This is a genomic window from Actinomadura rugatobispora, assembly GCF_042656285.1.
In the GTDB taxonomy this organism is placed as follows: domain Bacteria; phylum Actinomycetota; class Actinomycetes; order Streptosporangiales; family Streptosporangiaceae; genus Spirillospora; species Spirillospora rugatobispora.
Genome location: NZ_JBHSON010000040.1, coordinates 40,340 through 56,999, shown reverse-complemented (window position 1 = coordinate 56,999; position 16,660 = coordinate 40,340). Strand labels below are relative to the sequence as shown.

Annotated in this window: 16 protein-coding genes; 5 read left to right on the top strand and 11 right to left on the bottom strand. The window is 72.3% G+C overall.

Translation table 11 applies throughout. The annotated features are described in order from the left end of the window. Positions 1-22 precede the first annotated feature (22 nt). Both ACFPZN_RS26675 and ACFPZN_RS26670 read right to left on the bottom strand, forming a co-directional pair. Complete coding sequence (locus ACFPZN_RS26675; protein ID WP_378284934.1) at positions 23-1,819, bottom strand: fatty acyl-AMP ligase; 1,797 nt, start codon at positions 1,817-1,819, stop codon at positions 23-25. 345 nt (positions 1,820-2,164) lie between these two features. Further along, the gene (locus tag ACFPZN_RS26670) at positions 2,165-2,476 is read right to left on the bottom strand and encodes a hypothetical protein (RefSeq protein ID WP_378284933.1); all 312 of its coding nucleotides are present in this window, start codon (positions 2,474-2,476) and stop codon (positions 2,165-2,167) included. 822 nt (positions 2,477-3,298) lie between these two features. Here ACFPZN_RS26670 and ACFPZN_RS26665 point away from each other — a divergent pair. Beyond that, positions 3,299-4,048 (top strand): IclR family transcriptional regulator, encoded by a 750-nt coding sequence (locus ACFPZN_RS26665; RefSeq protein WP_378284932.1) that lies wholly within the window; start codon positions 3,299-3,301, stop codon positions 4,046-4,048. Between the two features lie 93 nt (positions 4,049-4,141). Here ACFPZN_RS26665 and ACFPZN_RS26660 read toward each other — a convergent pair whose 3' ends face one another. Beyond that, positions 4,142-4,504: a YkvA family protein gene (locus ACFPZN_RS26660; RefSeq protein WP_378284931.1), complete on the bottom strand. Its 363-nt coding sequence runs from the start codon at positions 4,502-4,504 to the stop codon at positions 4,142-4,144. A gap of 471 nt (positions 4,505-4,975) precedes the next feature. Here ACFPZN_RS26660 and ACFPZN_RS26655 point away from each other — a divergent pair, with 471 nt between their 5' ends. Beyond that, positions 4,976-6,199, top strand: coding sequence for an alpha/beta hydrolase (locus tag ACFPZN_RS26655; RefSeq protein ID WP_378284930.1), 1,224 nt, complete (start codon positions 4,976-4,978; stop codon positions 6,197-6,199). Positions 6,200-6,210: 11 nt separating this feature from the next. Here ACFPZN_RS26655 and ACFPZN_RS26650 read toward each other — a convergent pair whose 3' ends face one another. From ACFPZN_RS26650 to ACFPZN_RS26640, 3 genes are all read right to left on the bottom strand, one after another. Further along, complete coding sequence (locus ACFPZN_RS26650) at positions 6,211-6,846, bottom strand: septal ring lytic transglycosylase RlpA family protein (protein ID WP_378284929.1); 636 nt, start codon at positions 6,844-6,846, stop codon at positions 6,211-6,213. Between the two features lie 550 nt (positions 6,847-7,396). Continuing rightward, entirely contained in the window at positions 7,397-8,632 is a 1,236-nt protein-coding gene (locus ACFPZN_RS26645) for a hypothetical protein (RefSeq protein ID WP_378284928.1), read from the bottom strand. A 297-nt stretch (positions 8,633-8,929) separates the two neighbouring features. Then, on the bottom strand, positions 8,930-10,039 hold the full coding sequence (locus tag ACFPZN_RS26640) for a ferritin-like domain-containing protein (RefSeq protein WP_378284927.1): 1,110 nt from the start codon (positions 10,037-10,039) through the stop codon (positions 8,930-8,932). Between the two features lie 154 nt (positions 10,040-10,193). On the opposite strand from ACFPZN_RS26640, the gene ACFPZN_RS26635 reads away from it, so the two are divergent. Then, entirely contained in the window at positions 10,194-11,252 is a 1,059-nt protein-coding gene (locus ACFPZN_RS26635) for a CE1 family esterase (RefSeq protein WP_378284926.1), read from the top strand. Positions 11,253-11,269: 17 nt separating this feature from the next. Here the strand turns inward: ACFPZN_RS26635 and ACFPZN_RS26630 are convergent, their stop codons facing one another. Then, entirely contained in the window at positions 11,270-11,896 is a 627-nt protein-coding gene (locus ACFPZN_RS26630; protein WP_378284925.1) for an LURP-one-related family protein, read from the bottom strand. 76 nt (positions 11,897-11,972) lie between these two features. Next, the gene (locus tag ACFPZN_RS26625) at positions 11,973-12,632 is read right to left on the bottom strand and encodes a TetR/AcrR family transcriptional regulator (RefSeq protein WP_378284924.1); all 660 of its coding nucleotides are present in this window, start codon (positions 12,630-12,632) and stop codon (positions 11,973-11,975) included. A gap of 185 nt (positions 12,633-12,817) precedes the next feature. On the opposite strand from ACFPZN_RS26625, the gene ACFPZN_RS26620 reads away from it, so the two are divergent. Together ACFPZN_RS26620 and ACFPZN_RS26615 are read left to right on the top strand one after the other, a co-directional pair. Further along, a complete protein-coding gene (locus ACFPZN_RS26620; RefSeq protein ID WP_378284923.1) occupies positions 12,818-13,576 on the top strand; it encodes an SDR family NAD(P)-dependent oxidoreductase in 759 nt (252 codons plus the stop codon). Between the two features lie 116 nt (positions 13,577-13,692). Next, on the top strand, positions 13,693-13,923 hold the full coding sequence (locus ACFPZN_RS26615; RefSeq protein WP_378284922.1) for a hypothetical protein: 231 nt from the start codon (positions 13,693-13,695) through the stop codon (positions 13,921-13,923). 30 nt (positions 13,924-13,953) lie between these two features. Here the strand turns inward: ACFPZN_RS26615 and ACFPZN_RS26610 are convergent, their stop codons facing one another. The 3 genes from ACFPZN_RS26610 to ACFPZN_RS26600 form a co-directional block, all read right to left on the bottom strand. After that, complete coding sequence (locus tag ACFPZN_RS26610) at positions 13,954-14,754, bottom strand: CHAP domain-containing protein (RefSeq protein WP_378284921.1); 801 nt, start codon at positions 14,752-14,754, stop codon at positions 13,954-13,956. Continuing rightward, on the bottom strand, positions 14,754-14,906 hold the full coding sequence (locus ACFPZN_RS26605; RefSeq protein WP_378284920.1) for a hypothetical protein: 153 nt from the start codon (positions 14,904-14,906) through the stop codon (positions 14,754-14,756). Before ACFPZN_RS26605 ends, ACFPZN_RS26610 begins: the two co-directional genes overlap by 1 nt. Positions 14,907-15,307: 401 nt before the next feature. After that, positions 15,308-16,402 carry a glycoside hydrolase family 25 protein gene (locus ACFPZN_RS26600; protein ID WP_378284918.1) on the bottom strand — a complete coding sequence of 365 codons (1,095 nt, stop codon included), beginning with the start codon at positions 16,400-16,402 and terminating at the stop codon, positions 15,308-15,310. Positions 16,403-16,660: the final 258 nt, after the last annotated feature.

Sequence of the window (16,660 nt, the reverse complement as noted above, 5' to 3'; positions counted from 1 at the left end):
GGTCGTGTCCCAGTGCGGCGGGTCAGCCGCGCCCGGCCAGCCGGTCCGCGGTGCCGGGCAGCTCTCCCTTCAGGAACCGCTCCCGGGTCGCGTTGCGGGCGATCTTGCCGCTGGAGGTGCGCGCCACCGCGCCCGGCTCCACCATCACGAACTCCTGGACGGCCATCTCGTGCTCGATCGTGACGGCCGCGCGCACCGCCGACTCGACCTCGTCCAGGTCCAGCCGGGCCAGCGGGACGCGCCGGTTGCGCTCGGCGACCAGCACCAGCCGCTCGGTGCCCTCGCCCGCCACGGCGAACGCGGCCACGTGGTCGGGACGCACGGCGGGGTGCGCCTCCTGCGCGGTGAGCTCGATGTCCTGCGGGTAGTGGTTGCGGCCGTCCACGATGATGAGGTCCTTGATGCGGCCCGTGACGTACAGCTCGCCCTCGTGGATCACGCCGTAGTCGCCGGTGCGCATCCACGGCCCCGCGGGGAGGGCGCCCGGCTCGGCCAGTTCGGCGCCGAAGGTGTCCTGGCTGCGTTCGGTGTTGCGCCAGTAGCCGCGGGCGGTGTTGGGGCCGTGCACCCAGATCTCCCCGACCAGCCCGTCGGGCTGCTCGACCCGGGACTCCGGATCGACGATCGCGACGTACTGCCCGATCGGCCGCCCGCACGACACCAGCGGGCCGGACCGCTCGTCGCCGGGCTCGCCCACCCGCAGCAGGCCCTGGGTCAGCGCCTCCCGGTCCACCGTGATGATCTTCGGGGGGACGTCCTCGGCCGCGGCGGTCACGAACACCGTCGCCTCGGCCAGCCCGTACCCCGGCGCCTGCGCGCCCGGCCGCAGCCCCGCGCCCGCGAACGTCTCCGCGAACGCCGACAGCGTCGCGGGACGGATCGGCTCCGCCCCGTTCAGGCACGTCACCAGGCCGCTCAGGTCGAGGCGGGCGAGCGCCTCGGGGGTGGCCATGGACGCGGCGTACTCGTAGGCGAAGTTCGGCCCGGCCGTGTAGACGTTCTTGTTCGGCCGCGACGCGATCAGCTCCAGCCACCGCAGCGGGTTCATGATGAACGACACCGGATCGGTGTAGATCGCGTGGTCGCCCCGCACCAGCGGCAGCGCCATCGTGGCGATCAGCCCCATGTCGTGGAACAGCGGCAGCCAGCTCACCAGCTCCGGGTCCGGCCGCTCCGGCGCCCAGCCCGACCACAGCTGCGCCGCGTTCGCGGTGACGTTGCCGTGGGTGATCTCCACCCCGGCGGGGCGGCGGGTCGAGCCCGAGGTGTACTGCAGGTACGCCAGGTCGTCGAACCCGATCGGCTCGTCCCGCCAGAACTCGGCCGGGCCCTCGTCGATCTCGTCCGCGAACACGATCTCCCGGGGCCGCGGCACGTCGTGGTCGGCGAGGAACTTCTCCACGTGCGGCAGCGCGTTCCGGGACGTGGCGATCAGCGTGGGCTCGGCGTCGCCGTACGCGCCGATCAGCCGGTCGGCGTGGCCCGGCAGGTCGGGGGAGAACAGCGGGACCGCGACAACGCGCGCGTACATCGCGCCGAGCATCGTCATCATGTACTCGAGCGTCTGCGGCAGCAGCAGCGCCACCCGCTCGCCCGGCTCGGCCGACCGGCGCAGCCGCGCCGCGGTGGCACGGGCCCGCCGCTCCACCTCCGCCCAGGTCAGGGTGACCTCCGCGCCGGAGGGGTCCAGCGAGTAGTCGACGAAGGTGAAGGCGGGTGCGTCCGGCTTCTCTGCGGCCCAGCGGGCGACCCGCTCGATCAGCGGGGTGCGGCCCGAGCCGCCGGGCTGGAGTTCGGGAAGCAGCGAGCCCAGTGCCATGGGTCCAACTCCTGGGGGTGAGCGGGGGGCGCGCCGCCGGGAGGGGCCGCCGGCGCGTACGAGCCATGGCCGGGCGCCCCCGCGGAGCCCCGGCATGAACGGTTCTACCGTGCAGCGTGAAGCTACCGGATGGTAGAACGCGAAGACATTGGGCCACGCGCACATTCGTTCCGCGCGGCTTTGTCACGGGGGTGACAAGAGAGGATCATCGCGTGTGCGCACGGGCGACCGTCCGTGACGGCCGCCGCACCAACGGTTTCCGGTGCCTTTCCTCGGCGCTTTCCCGGGGCTTTCTCGCGGGCTTCTCGCGGGCTTCTCGGGGCGTCTCGCGGGATTGTCGAACGCTCAGCGCGTATGCCTCAGGCGGACCAGGGTCCACCGGCGCCGCAGCACGAGCAGGCAGGCGAGCATCCACAGCAGGCCCACCTCGGTGACCAGGGCCGCGCCGAACACCGCGGCCCAGTCGCGCTGGTCGCTCTCTTGGCCGACCAGCGCGAGGCCCGTTCCGTTGGTGGCCAGCCGCGGCGGCATGGGCGGCGGCATGGGCGGCGGCGAGGGCAGCGTGAGCGGGGGCGGCACGGAGGGCGGTCCCGGAGGCGCGGGCGGCAACGTCGGCGACAGCGGACCGACTCCCAGGGGCTCCTGTGAGGGAGGCACCGGCACTCCTCCCAACGACGTCTGCTCCTCTCCCTTGCCTATGGGCTCCCCCTTGCCCTTGGGCTCTCCCTTGCCCTTGCCGTGCTCTTGGACTTCGTCCTGGACTTCCCCGGGAGGCACGGGCGGTTGGGCGCCGGGCTCGGGCAGGCCACCTGGGAACGGCGGCATGGCCTTAGGCGCGGACGGTTTCTTGGGCTTCGGCAGGGTGGACGGCTTCGAGGGGGAGGAACCAGAGGGGGAAGGCGTCTTGCCCTTGGGCAAGCTGACAGGCCCCTGCGCGGATCCAGACGGCTCCTTGGGCATGGGCGGCGTGGGCTCGCCCGGCCCAGCCGGCCCCTTGAACCAGGTCGGCGCCATAGGCCACGGGGGTGTGTGTTCATTGGGCCAGGGCGGCCTCTGGGGCCAGGTCGGTTCCGTGGGCCGGGTCCATGCCCGAGGGCATACGCAGCGCTCCCTCTGGGACCGGGTGGCCAGGTTGTGGTGCGATTCGCCGCTGCGCGCCGGGGGTGTGGAGGACGCCGCCAACCCGACCTGGTGACCGCTCAGGGGGGACGGCGCCGGGAGGGCGAGCAGGGCCGTCGTGCACAGCGTCGTGACCCCGATGCGCTGGACGCTTCTCGTGCTGCCCGGCGTTGGCACACCGGTCCCCTTTCGACGGTTCCCTCTACGGTTCGGTGGCTCCCGGGGGGACGGCACCATGACGACCTCTCCTGGCCGTAGTGAGTATTACCGCCCGAACACGGAGAGTAACGTCCCGTGCACCTTTCGCTGGCCGAAATCGATACTCCGTAGAATGCGGGGATCGCGAGGAGAGGAGGGCCGGTGGCGGAGGCCGTACGGTCACTGGAGCGCGCCTTCGAGCTGCTGGAGCATCTCGCGGACGCCGGGGGCGAGATGGCGCTGTCGGAGCTGACGGAGGTGTCCGGCCTGCCGATGCCGACCATCTACCGGCTGATGCGGACGCTGGTCAACCGCGGCTACGTCCGCCAGGAGCCGTCCAAGCGCTACGCGCTGGGGCCCCGGCTGATCAGGCTGGGCGAGAGCGCGGGCCGGCTGCTGGGGTCGTGGGCGCGGCCGGCGCTGACCCGGCTGGTGGACGAGGTGGGCGAGACCGCCAACATGGCGGTGCTGGAGGGCGACGAGGCCGTCTACGTCGCGCAGGTCCCGTCCCGGCATTCGATGCGGATGTTCACCGAGGTCGGGCGCAGGGTGCGGCCGCACTGCACGGGCGTCGGGAAGGCGCTGCTGGCCCAGCTGCCCGAGTCGCGCGTACGGGAGATCCTGGAGCGCACCGGCATGGAGGCGCAGACGCCCAACACCTTCACCGATCCGGAGGCGCTGCTGGCCGAGCTGGAGCGGATCAGGGAGCAGGGGTACGCGGTGGACGACGAGGAGCAGGAGATCGGGGTCCGCTGCGTCGCCGTGGCGCTACCGGGGGCGCCCGCGCTGACCGCGCTGTCGGTGTCGGGACCGTCCGCGCGCATGACCGGCGCGACCGTCCGGGACGCGGTCCCGGTCATGCGCGAGATCGCCGGCGGTTTCGCCAAGGAGCTGCGCCCCGGCGCCCCCTGAGCCCCTGCCGGCCCCTGGACGTCCGTCGGCCGCCGCTCACCGGGCGGCCCCTGAGCGCCCGGAGAACGGCGGCCGGTGGTCGATGGCCGGTGGTCAGCCGGCGATGTCGCCGACGACCACCTTGGGACGGCCGCCGCGTTCCCACCTGACGTAGTCGCCCGCCGACCGGACGAGGACGGCGGCCATCCACAGGGCCACGCCGGTGTCGTCGGCCAGGCCGAGCGGCACGAGGACGTCGGGGACGACGTCGAGCGGGGAGAGGATGTAGACCAGCCCCACCGCCATCAGGCCGAGCGTCTTGTACGACAGACCCTTGTAGTCGCCGCGCATGGCCGCCTTCAGCATGCGCGGCACGGCGCGGACGCGCTCGCCCATGCGGGGCGCGTCGGCCTGGAGAGTCTCGCTGTAGATGTTCCACGCCTGACCGGCCGCGGCATCGCTACGCTTCCTGTCCACAGGTGTCGCTCCTCCAACGTTGCTGGGGCGCGCCCCCGCGGCGCCCACGTTCTAGTACGACGCGGCGGGGGTTCAGTATGTTCCCTTCCGCGAAGACCGAAATGCCATGTTTCGTCGGCTCCGTAGCCGAATGTCGGCACTTCCCCGGTCTCACCGCGGGGATTCAGGGCAGGAGCGTCTTCATCGAGTTACCGCCGGTGAGGCATTCATCACTCTCGTGGGCGAGGTGCGGGGATTCGGGAGCATTCTTCGCCGTCCACTGAAAACATGGGGGGTGGGAACCTCCGGGTCCACGGGGAGTGCGCCGGCTCTCTGACCGACCGGCATCGGGAACGGAGCGCCAGCGGTGTCTGCCAGTGACGGGTTTCGGTCGGTCCGCTTACCGGGGGAGCCGGGGGGTACGTCCCCCCGGCAGCACAGACGAGTGCGATCCAGCACTATTGCCGAGCACAGCAGGAGCTGACCCAGAACATGAGCGGCGATCGCCCCACCCTGCCCGAAGCCGGGAGGCCCGTTCACGGGACCGCCGCGGGCACCGCGTACCTCGCCCTCCCGCCCACCGCCGTCGACGCCCGCCCGTCCGGACCCACCCGTCTCGTCGTCGCCTGGCCCGGGTTCGACCCGCCCCGCACCGCGGCCGCGCTGGCCGCCGCGATGCCGCTGACCGGCGTGCCGACCTGGCGCGTCTACCTCGAACTGACCGCGCCCGGCGGCGCCCCGTCCGAGGGCCTGGGCTCCGGCGCGCTGCTGGAGGCCCGCGGCGTGGAGGCGTACGCGGCGGCGGTCGAGGGCGCCGTCGAGAGCCTGCCCGCCGTGCTCGCGGCGCTCCGTGCCGACCTGGGCATCGAGGAGGGGCCGGTCGGCCTGGCCGGGTTCTCGGTCGGGGCGAGCATCGCGCTGCTCGCGCTCGCGCGCGGCACCGTCCCGGTGAGCGCCGCCGCGCTGGTCACCCCCGTGCTGGCGCCCGCCCGCGCCGCCACCTCGCTGGAACGCCTGGCCGGCCGCGAGCGCGACTGGGACGACCGGGCCGCGGCGGCCGCCGAGCGTCTCGACCTCGCCCCGCTCGCCGAGCGGATCGCGGGCGGTGACGCCGCGGTGCTGCTCATCGCGGGCGCCAAGGACCGCGTGGTGTCGTCCCTGGAGATCACCGAGCTGCGCGACCGGCTGCGCGAGCACGGGCTCAACGCGGTCGAGGCCGCCACGTTCCGGATGGGCCACGCCATGGCGGCGCAGCCGGGCATCGACGCGCAGCCCCCGACCACCGAGGCGGTACGGGTGGACGGCGTCCTGAACGACTGGTTCCGCGAACGGCTGGCCGTCGTGACCGACCCCGGCGGCGACGCGGAGCCGCATCCCGGCCACCTCGCCCCCGCCACGGCCGACCCGGTCGAGGCCGATCCGGTCACGACCGGCCCGGCCGGTGCCGGGCCCGTCCCGGTCGAGCCGGCCGCGCGGGCCGCGGAGACCGTCACCCAGCCCTTCTCGCGCCCCGCGGGCGGCTCCATGACCGGCACCGGCGCCGGACTGGACGCCGGCTCCGACGCCGGTCACGGTTTCCAGCCCACGCCCGGCCCCGGTTTCGGTTCCGGTTCCGCCGGATCCGCGCCCGTGATGGGGTTCGGCACGGTCCGCAGCCCGATGGGCGAGTATCCCGCCGACCTGTCGCAGGCGATCGGCCTGGGCTGCCACAACTGATCCACGACCGGTCAGGCGCGTTCGAGCACCTGGTACCGGACCGGGATCACCCCGGATCCGGTGCCGCGGACCTCGGTCATGGCCGCCTTGGAGAGGTCCAGGCAGCGGCCGCCCGCGTACGGGCCGCGGTCGTTGATGCGGACGATGACCGAACGGCCGTTGTTCTTGTTGGTGACCCGCACCTTCGAGCCCATCGGCAGCGTCTTGTGCGCCGCGGTCAGCTCGCCGGGGTCGAAGCGCTCGCCGCTGGCCGTCATCTGGCCCTGCCAGTAGTACGAGGCCTCGCAGGAGCCGGACCTGAGCACGCGGTACTCGGGCTTCTTCTTCGCCGGCTTCCGCGGCGCGCGCTCCAACTGGGAACTGGCGGTGGCCGTCATGCTCGGCGCCGGCTCGGGCGTCTCCGTCCGGGAACCGCCCCGGTCGGCCCTGGACGGCACGGGCCGCGGCGGGTCCGCCTGGGCGCCGGTGGCCTCCGGCGCGATCCGCGCTGCGCTCGCGTTGCCGGCACGGCCGCCGGACGCGGCCGAGGCGAGCGCCCACGCGCCCGCTGCGAGCACGGCCACGGCGAGGCCCGAGGCGAGCATGACGGTACGGACACGGGTGTTCTTGGGGCGATGCCTGGCACGCCGGCCCACAGAGTTGCCCACAGAGAGAGTCCTTTGGTCGGGGACAGGTCCCCGGACGCCCGGCGTGCGAAGCACCGCCGTCTGTAATTCGGCGCAGCCGGGCGACACCCTCGTCCCCCGAACTCATGCGCCGCGCAGGGGCCGGCCCGCCGGGAGAAACAATCCCGGGGCCCCCGCCGCCACGCCCCCGATAAGGGCGCCTTACCGCGTCATCGCGGTCATCGGCGTCCGGTCGGTGCGGCTCGGCGTCTGTTCACTTGAGAAATCGAACCCGTTCGTCATGAGCCGCACACAAGTTCCAGACCGTACGTCGAATTCCGCGTAGATCAAGACGTGCGGCGGGACTTTGTGGGGTTTGTCACCCGTCTTTTTGCGGTACGGAGTCGATCATGTGCAATGGGTGATCGCCTATGAAGATCGTCTTTACCCGTCCGGCGAGGCCGATCTCGGGTCGGTAAATCCCGGTGAAGTGATCATTTTCCGCGAAATGCCGGCGGGCGCCCCGCGGGATGCCGTCGCATCCGCGGGACGCCCGTCCGGGTGTCCTGAACCGCCGGTCTCCCGGCCGGCGTCAGCCGACCATGGGCAGCCCCGGGGCGCCGCCGAGGATCGCGCCGGTCGAAGGCGTGGCCGGGCCCGCGACCTGGCCGGGCATCCCGGTGACGGTGGACCGGAGGTCACCCGGCAGCGGCGCGGACACGAGCCGCTTCGCGGTCTTCGAGGCGTTCCCGGTGGCGGGCCGCGGAGCACCGGCCGACTGGCCGGCCCTCGACTTCTTCGACTTCTTCGTGGTCTTCGGCTTCTTCGACTTCGTGGACTTCGTGGTCTTCGGCTTCTTCGAGGTCTTCGGCTTCTTCGGGGCCTTCGGCGCACCCGCCGCCGGAGCCTCCGGGCCCTGGGGCGCGTTCGCGGCCGGGGCGTTCGGGACATTCGCCGCCGTGTCCTGCGCCGGGCCCTGCGGGGCATCCGCCACCGTGTCCTGCGTCAGGACCTCCGGGGTGTCCGCCGGCGACGCGTTGGACCGCGGTCCGGACCGCGGCCCGGACCTCGGCACGGAGCTGGGCAGGCCCGCGAGCGCGCCCATCTGCGCCATGTTGATCAGGTCGCGGAGCGTCCTCTCGCCCCCGTTGAACAGCAGGCCGTCCCGGTCCGGATCGGGGGCGCGCCGCTCGCCGGCCTTGGCGCGGGTCGGCTTCCCGAGCCCGGCCCCGTTCGTGCGGATGCCGGCCGGGCAGCGGGCGACGGCGTAGTCGCGGGTGACCCCGTTCGGTTCGGTGACGGCGGCGCCGACGACGGTGAGCGCGCCGGTGGCGTCGCGGAGCTGCTTGTTCAGGGTGACGGTCCGGCCCTTGGGAGCCGGGACGCGGTGGTTCTTCGCCGGGCGGGCCGGCACCTTGCCCAGCGCCCTGTTCAGCGTGGCGTCCGGGTTGATGCGGGTGAACCCGCGCACCAGGCCGTCCAGGTCCTTCTCGCAGCTCGCGGTCATCCCGGTGAAGCGCATCTCGCCCTGCGCGGTCCGGAGCGTGCCGGGGCCGAGCCGGGACGCGGCGCCCTTCGGGTTCACCGACGCCAGGCCGGGCTGGGCGGTGAGCACGTCGTTCGCGGCCGTCGCGGGGATCCGCACCAGCGGGTGGGCCGCGTCGGCGACCTCCGCGGGCAGGCTGCCCTTGGCGGCGTCCCTGGACAGGAAGGCCTGCGGGCCGGCCTCGGCGGCGCCCGGAACGGCGGGCGTGGCCGCGGCCGGAACGGTCGCCGTGGCCGCGGTGCCGGTCGCGATCGCGGCGGCCAGCGGAGCGACCACGGACATTCTCCGCAGAGCAGCCAGTGAACGGTTCATATTTCCCCCCCGGGAATTCCAGATTGAGCTGCGCGTCGTGCGGGGACGTTAGTACAAACCCGCGACCGGCGCCTGGAATTGTTCCCGAAAATGGTGAACCGAAAGGACGATCTACGGAAGGGCGACCCTTGGATTACCGGTGGATCCGCCAATATTCCCGGTGAAATGCCGATGCCCGGCCGGTCCCGGTGACCGGCCGGGCGCGGGCGTGCGCACGCGCTCGCGGCCCCCAGGGGCGGGCCGCAGGGCGAGGGGCGCCGCGGCGGCTCAGCCGGAGGCGCCGCCGAGGGCGACCGCCGCGTCGACCTCCCGCTTCCGCGCCGCCAGCTCCTCGGCGTGCCGCTCCTCGTCGACCTTCTCCGCGATCTCCTCGTCCTGCCGCATCAGGGCCTCGAGGTCGGACTTGGCGTTGTCCAGGACGCCCATGTCGTCGTAGGCCGCCTGCACCTTGTCGCCCCACAGCCCGACATCGCGCACGCACGGAACGATCCGGCTGAACAGCAGCGACTGGTAGAGCGTGTACATATCGGAGTTGTCGACGTACTCCATGCATTCGGCGACCGGCATGCCGAGGGTCTCGAAAATCTCACGGCCCTTGAAACGGTCCCGCATGAGGTAGCAGCCCTCGACGACGAACTCCTCGCGTTCCGCCCGCTCCCTGTCGGTCAGTTCGGCGTAGTAGTCCTTGAGCGCCAGCCGCCCGAACGCGACGTGCCGCGCCTCGTCCTGCATGACGTACGCGAGCAGCTGCTTCACCAGCGGGTTGGTCGACATGTCGCGGTACAGCCCGAACGCGGCCAGGGCCAGCCCCTCGATGAGCACCTGCATGCCGAGGTAGGGCAGGTCCCAGCGGCTGTCCTCCAGCGACTCGGCCAGCAGCTTGGCCAGGTCCTGGTTGATCGGGTAGTACATCCCGATCTTCTCGTGCACGAACCGGGTGTAGAGCTCGACGTGCCGCGCCTCGTCCATGGTCTGGGTGGCGGCGTAGAACTTGGAGTCCAGGTCGGGCACCGACTGGACGATCCGCGCCGAGACGTTCAGCGCGCCCTGCTCGCCGTGCAGGAACTGGCTGAACAGCCACGCGCCCTGGTGGCGGCCGAACTCGTCGCGCTCCTTCTGCGACATCCGGTCCCAGATCTCGGAGCCGAAGAGGGGGTTGAAGTTCTCCGGAAGCCCGGCGATGTTGACCGGGTCGACCTCCAGGTCCCAGTCGATGCGCTTCTGGGCGTCCCACTGCTTGTCCTTGCCCTTCTGGTACAGGCTCAGCAGGCGGTCGCGCCCGGCGTCGTACTCCCAGGTGAAGCGGGCGTCCCCGGCCATGGGGACGTTCCAGGTGTCGTGGGGGACGGGGCTGGAGTAAAGGTCATGGGAACTCACGGGGAAGCCTCCTCGGAAGCGCCGGCGCATCGTCGCGCCGGGTGGGGTCAACCGCCCACGGCTTTACATCCCTTCGTAACATGTAAAGGGCGCGTTGGCCATACCTGTGTGCTCCCTCACGCTCCGCACACGCCCGGGACCGTACGATCGGACGATGCGACGCCCTCTCGCGCCCGCACTCGCCCACACCGCGACCGCCGTCGCCCTCGCCCTGCTCACCGCCGCCGGGTGCTCAGCGCTTCCCGGCGGCTCCGGCGACCGCGGCCCCGCGAACGGGAACGGCGGCGCAGTCGGACGCCCGGCGGCTCCCGTCCCGCAGGCGAGCGTCCCCGCCGGCCGCCGGCCGGCGGTGCCGAGCACGGGCTGCCGCGCCGCGCAGGCGGCTCCCGCGACCGGGCGGCACACCTTCGCCGGACGGTCCTACCTGCTCAAACGGCCGAACACCGACCCCCGCAGACCCGCCCCGCTGATCCTCGACCTGCACGGCCTCCACTCCAGCGGCTTCCAGCAGGCCCTCTACAGCCAGATGGCCACCGTCGGATCGGCGCGCGGCTTCATCGTGGTCGAGCCCGACAGCGCCCCCGGCAGGGAGGGCTGGAAGCTGCCCGGGATGCCCGACGGCTCGGCGGACGTCGCGTACATGGGGCGGCTCCTCGACCACCTGGAGAGCGCGCTGTGCGTCGACCGCGCGCACGAGTTCGCGACCGGCTTCTCCAACGGCGCGGGCCTGGCGACCGCGCTGATCTGCGGCCTGGACGGACGGCTCGCGGGCGTCGCGCCGATCGCGGGGTTCAACCTGGCCAGGCCGTGCGCGGGCGCCCGGCCGACGACGGTCGTCGCCTTCCACGGCACCGCCGACCGGATCATCCCGTACCGGGGCGGCGAGCCCTACGGCGGCGACCGCACCCGGATCCCGCCGTGGATGCGCCCGTCCGACGGCGCCTTCGCGCTGCCCTCCGTGCGCACCGCCGCCGCCCGCTGGGCGCGCGCCCTCGGCTGCCGTACGACCGGCGACGGCGCCCGCAACGTCCAGAGCGGCGGTGAGATCGGCCGGCTGAGCTACCAGCGCTGCAAGGGCGGTGCCCGGCTGGACCTCTACACCGTGGCGGACGGCGGTCACACCTGGCCCGGAACGATGCCGATCGGCCTGGGGAAGACCACGACGCGGCTCAACGCCACGTCCACCATCCTGGACGCCTTCTCCCGCACCTGACCCGGAGACCCGCGAGGTCAGCGGGACTGGAGGGCGTCCAGCGCGACGGCCTGCGCGATGACCAGGCGGCGGTCGAGGTCGGGGTCCTTGATGTCGACGACGTACCGGTCGCGGAGGGAGAACTTCTTCTCGACCGAGAACGCGAGCCGGTCGCCAGCGTAGAAGTCGAAGTGGTACGGCCACGCGAACGGCAGCGCGTCCACGTACGGGATGATCCCCCACACCCGCCGCAGCACCGCCACCGCCTTGTTGCGCTCGCTGCCGGTGATCGCGCGCCGTCCCGGCTGCTCCAGGTGCCAGGTGGAGGCGAGCAGGGAGCGTTTGAAGTCCTTGCGGAAGAGCCCGATGGGCCGCCCGGCCTCGTCGGTGACGTCGTACGTCGCGGCCAGGTCGATGCGCTTGCGGGCCTTGAAGCCGAGGATCGGGCGGGTCTTCTCGGTGTCGGCGTACAGGGTGACCTGCTCCTTGAACGCCAGCCGCTTCTGCTGCGCGAACGCGACGAGGTCGCCCTCGGCGCCGCCGGGCGCCTCGGTGCGCACCTCGTACTGGTTGACCATCAGGCGCAGCCGCTGCCGGACCAGGAACCGTTCCCGCGCCTGGATCCCTTCGGCGCCCGCCGCGCCGCCCGCCGCCTCGCCGGTCATGTGGCCCTCCTCGCCGCGCCCGCCGCACTGTCGGTCTTCGGCCTCCCGGTCCGGCTCGGCGCGGGGGCGTGCCGGGCTAGGCGGGATCCGGCCGGGTTCGACCGGACATCGGCTCATTGTCCTTGATGTAGGCGGCAAGGTAACCGTGGATGAGCCGTTCCGCCTCCGCGATGATCGCCGGGTCGCCGCCGGGGGCGCGGCGGAAGGCCAGCTTGAGCACCGCGTCCCCGGCCTCGACCGCGATCGCCAGCGCCCGGGCCAGCTCGGCGGTGTCGGAGATCGCGAAGTTCTCCACGATCATCCGCCGCAGCCGGTCGGCGACCACCGAGTTGTTGTCGCTGACGGAGTCGAGCAGGTTGATGTCGGCGACGTCGCCGAAGCGCAGCTCGCGGAAGCCGGGGACGGTGCGGTGCATGTCGACGAAGATGTCGATGATCGCGCCCACCGTGTCGGTCCAGTGCGCGAAGCCGCCCTCGGCCAGCCGCCGCGAGATCCGCTGCCCGAACTGCTCCAGGTTGCGCAGCGCCAGCGCCTGCGCGACCGCCCGCTTGTCGGGGAAGAACTGGTAGACCGAGCCGATCGCCACCTCGGCCCGCTGCGCGATGCGGGTGGTGGTGAGGCCGTCGTAGCCGTCCTCGTCGAGGATGTCCGCGCACGCGTCGAGCATCCGCTGGACGCGTTCGGCGCTGCGGCGCTGGGCGGGGCGGCGGCGGAGCGGGGTCCGGATCTCGGTCACGCCCCCATTGTCACCTTTCCCCGGCGCGGCACGACACGATCGCCATCTCTGCCACCCCCGTCAAACTTCTGCCCGGCGACGGCACCGAAGGGGGAGCTCTCTTAAGCAAACTTCTCGTAATGAGCTTTCTAAAAGTTAGCTCATACCCTATCGTCGTGCCCGATGACCGGAAGGGAAGGACGGGCATGAGCCGAGTCGCACTGATCACGGGCGCCGGACGGGGCATCGGCGCCGCGACGGCCCGGGAACTGGGCGGTCGCGGGTTCCACGTGATCGTCAACTATGTCCGCGACGCCGCTTCCGCGCGCACCGTGGTGAAGGACGTCGAGGCCGCGGGCGGGACGGCGCGGGCCGTCCAGGCCGACGTGTTCGACCCCGAGCAGGCCGGGAGACTGGTGGACGCCTGCCCGCGCGTCGACGCGCTCGTCTGCAACGCCAACCGGCAACCGCCCTTCGCCACGCTGGAGGACATGACCTGGGAGGCGTTCCACGGCAAGCTGAGCGACGAGCTGGCCGGGGCGTTCCATGTCAGCCGGGCGGCGCTGCCGCGGATGCGGGAGCGCCGCGCGGGCACGATCGTCTACGTCTCCAGCCTCAGCGCCGAGCTGACCAGGCCGGGCGCCATCGCGCACTCCTCCGCCAAGGCCGCCCTGAACGCGTTCGCACGGCATGTGGCGCTGGAGGCGGCACCGTACGGGATCACCGTCAACACCATCGCGCCCGGCGCCGTCGCCACCGACGCGACCGCCGGGGTGTTCACGCCCGAGGCCCGCGCCGCGTTCGCCGAGAACTCCGTGCTGCGGCGCGTCATGGAGCCGGCGGACGTCGCCAGGGCGATCGCCGCCACCGTGGAGGGCGGCCTCGAAGGCGGCGCCTTCGCGGGCGTCACGGGGGCCCGCATCCCTGTCGACGGCGGCTACCGCGTCATCAGCGGCAACGCCTGAGCGGCAACGCTTCAAAACCCGGCCGTCCCGTCCGGAGGCCGAAAGCCGACCTCCGGACGGGACGGGTAGACCTTGGTCGCTATCCGTGCGCGCCCGAACGCGGAACGATCGCGTCCATGAAAGACGCCAAGTCCTACGACTCGCTCATGACCGCCGTCTTCCTCATCGGGGCCTACGAAGGGGTGGTGCCGTTCATCGCCAAGGCGACCGACACGAAGCCCATCCTGTCGCTGCCGGCGAGAATGCCCTCACCCCTCTGGTGGATCGTGTCGTCCGTGGTGATCGTGGTGGCGTTCTTCCTGCTCTGGGGTCTCGACAGCGCCAAGAAGCGCCACCAGGCACGCTGACCGCCGCCCCGCCCCCGCGGACGGGGATCGTCAGCCTCCCAGGCGGCTGCGGAGGCCGTCGAGGACCTTCTGGGCGTTCTCGGGAGGAAGCGTGGCCACGGCCTCGACGATCGCCTCCGGCGGCAGCCCGGTCAGCACGCCCTGCGCGAGCGCCCGCTGGTCACCGGCCGGGGACTGCGCCGCCAGCGCCGCCACCGCCGCCTTGACCTGCTGGACGCTGGAGTAGGTGTCCCGCACGATGTTGACGTGCCGCCACGTCGGGTTGTCGGCGGCGGACCCGGACGGCGCGGGAGCGGTGTCGCTGTTCCACACGATGTCGCGGATCTTCTGCAGGTCCTCGTTGGACAGTGGCATGTCGTCCTCCTGGTAGTCCGGGCGTCCGTACCCGGCGATCGCCGTCGACGAGCGGACCCTGCGCAGGCACTGGTCGCTCGTGTTCCCCTCGATGGTCTGCACCCGGCCGCCGCCGAGCGCCTTCTCCACCACGCCCACGTGGTCGATGGCGCCGACGGAGTTGGTGTTGCCCCAGTCGAAGAACACGATGTCGCCGGGCCGGGCCTTGTTGACGTTGGCGGTCGTGCCGGTGAACCACCGGTCCGCCTTCTGGAAGTCCTGCGCGTGCCAGACGGTGTAGGCCCGGTCGCCGCCCAGCAGCACGGCCCCGGCGTTGCCGGAGCGCCGCGCCCAGTACGTGACGGCCATGTCGCACCAGGCGGCCCGCAGGAACTCGTCCCCGTGCCGCTTGGCGTAGTCGCGCGTGATCGTGTTGGGGCGCCCCGACATGCCCAGGGACTTGCGGGCCTCGGCGAGCATCCCCTCGGCCGAGCCCATCAGACGCCCTCCCCGCGGAACACCCCGTCGGGATCGGGCTCCCCGTACAGCTCGCGCAGGATCTGCTCCTCGTCGGGCTCGGTGGCCGTGTGCACGCCCGGGTGCCGGTCCACGTCGCGCTCGACCAGCGCGGCCTCGTCGTTCTCGCTCATCGCCTTCCACATCCCAGATCGATTGGCACTCGTCTCTTCGCCGTCCCCGCCGTTCCCGCCGTCGCTCACCGGCCGCCCCATCGCGACTATCCGCCGTGAAGCGCGTCCGCGCGGGGAACGTACGGTCGGCTCATCTGCCGTTCACCTGGACGTTCTCCAGAAATCCTCCTCAACCACGACAAATCGCCTTTCACGCGCATGCCTCAATCGCCGACCGGAAACGACCCGATCGGCCCCGACGCTCCACAACCCGGCACCCGCCCGCCCGGACACCGGCCGCCCGGACACCGGCCGCCCGGACACCGGGCGGCCGTCATCACGGGCGGTCCGCGCGACCCTGCGCGGGCCGGGCCGGCCGGCCGGTGCGCGGAGTTCCCGTCACCGGCCGGCGGCCCGTCCGGTCAGCGGTCCTGGCGGACGGTGAGGCGGCCGGACACCGCGCGCGGCACCGGACGGCCGTCGGCGGGGCCGGCCGGGTAGACCGCGATCGCGGCGTACACGTGCTGCCCCTTCGTCAGCCCTTTACTCATCGACCCGGTGACGATCTGCGCCCCCTTGGTCGCGGGGTGGTCGGCGTGGATCTCGTCCCACCGGGCGCTGCTGCGCCCGTCCTTCCAGTCGTGCACCTCGTACCGCAGCTGGTACTCGTCGCCCGGCGCCAGGCCGTCCACACGCACGGACACGGTGAGGTCGGCCCACGAGCTCTGCGGCGCGACGTAGCCGGGGAAGTCGCCGTCCCCGTGCGCGCCCGCCGGGTCGGCGTACTCGGCGTCCCAGCTGATCGGGACGAACTCGCCCCACTTCAGCTCCTGGGCGCGCGTCTTGCCGAGGCTGGTGCGGATCGGCATGTCATCCTCCTCGCCGGTCCCGAGGGCCAGCGCCCTCAGATCGTTCAGGCTCGTGCGGTAGGCGTTGGCGTCGCAGCGCCCGGAGATGCCCGGCACGCTGGCGCTGCTGGTGAACTGCAGGACGCTGATCGGCTCGCCGCCGAAGGAGTCCCACCACGCGTCGGGGACCTTCGCGTACAGCGACGACGGCGACCCGGTGCCCTCCACGTAGTGGCTCTGCCAGATCGTGTCGAAGAACGACAGGTCGGGACGCCCCTGCTGGTCCCAGTACCAGCGCGGGAAGTAACCGATCACGGGATGGCCGCCGGTGCGGTCCTTGAACTCGCTGACCCAGTCGCGGGCGGTGGCCGCGTTCGCCCCGGAGGCCTCCACGTCCAGGGCCACCGCGAAGTCGCCCAGATCGCCCGCCTTCGACAGGAAGTAGCGCGCCTGGGCCGCCCCGTCGCCGCCGTGCAGGAAGTGGTACGCGCCGGGCAGGAAGTCGTCGCCGAGCGACAGCATCCCGGACCGGTTGTGCGACCAGGTGGGGTTGGTGTAGTCGGTGTCCTCGGTCACCTTGCCGAAGGCGAACCGGATCCCGGAGCCGTGCACCTTCGACCAGGACGGGTTCCCCTGATATGAGGCCACGTCCACGCCGTACAGCGGCATAGCGGCCCTCCCTCTCGTCGACGATCGCCGTGCGTGCGGGCAGCGCCACCCTAGAGAGAACCAACGTGATCAGGGGGAGAAAAGGGAAAGGTCACACCTTGCGTGCACCACGGGCTCACGGTGGGGACGCTCCCCGGACCAGGCCGAATGCTGCCAGGCTGTGTTTCACGGTCCCGGCCTACGGCGCTCGCCTGGCGGCGCTGGTCTTGTCGGCTCTCGCCTACCGAGCCTTGGCGAGCGCGGCATCGCTTCGCGATC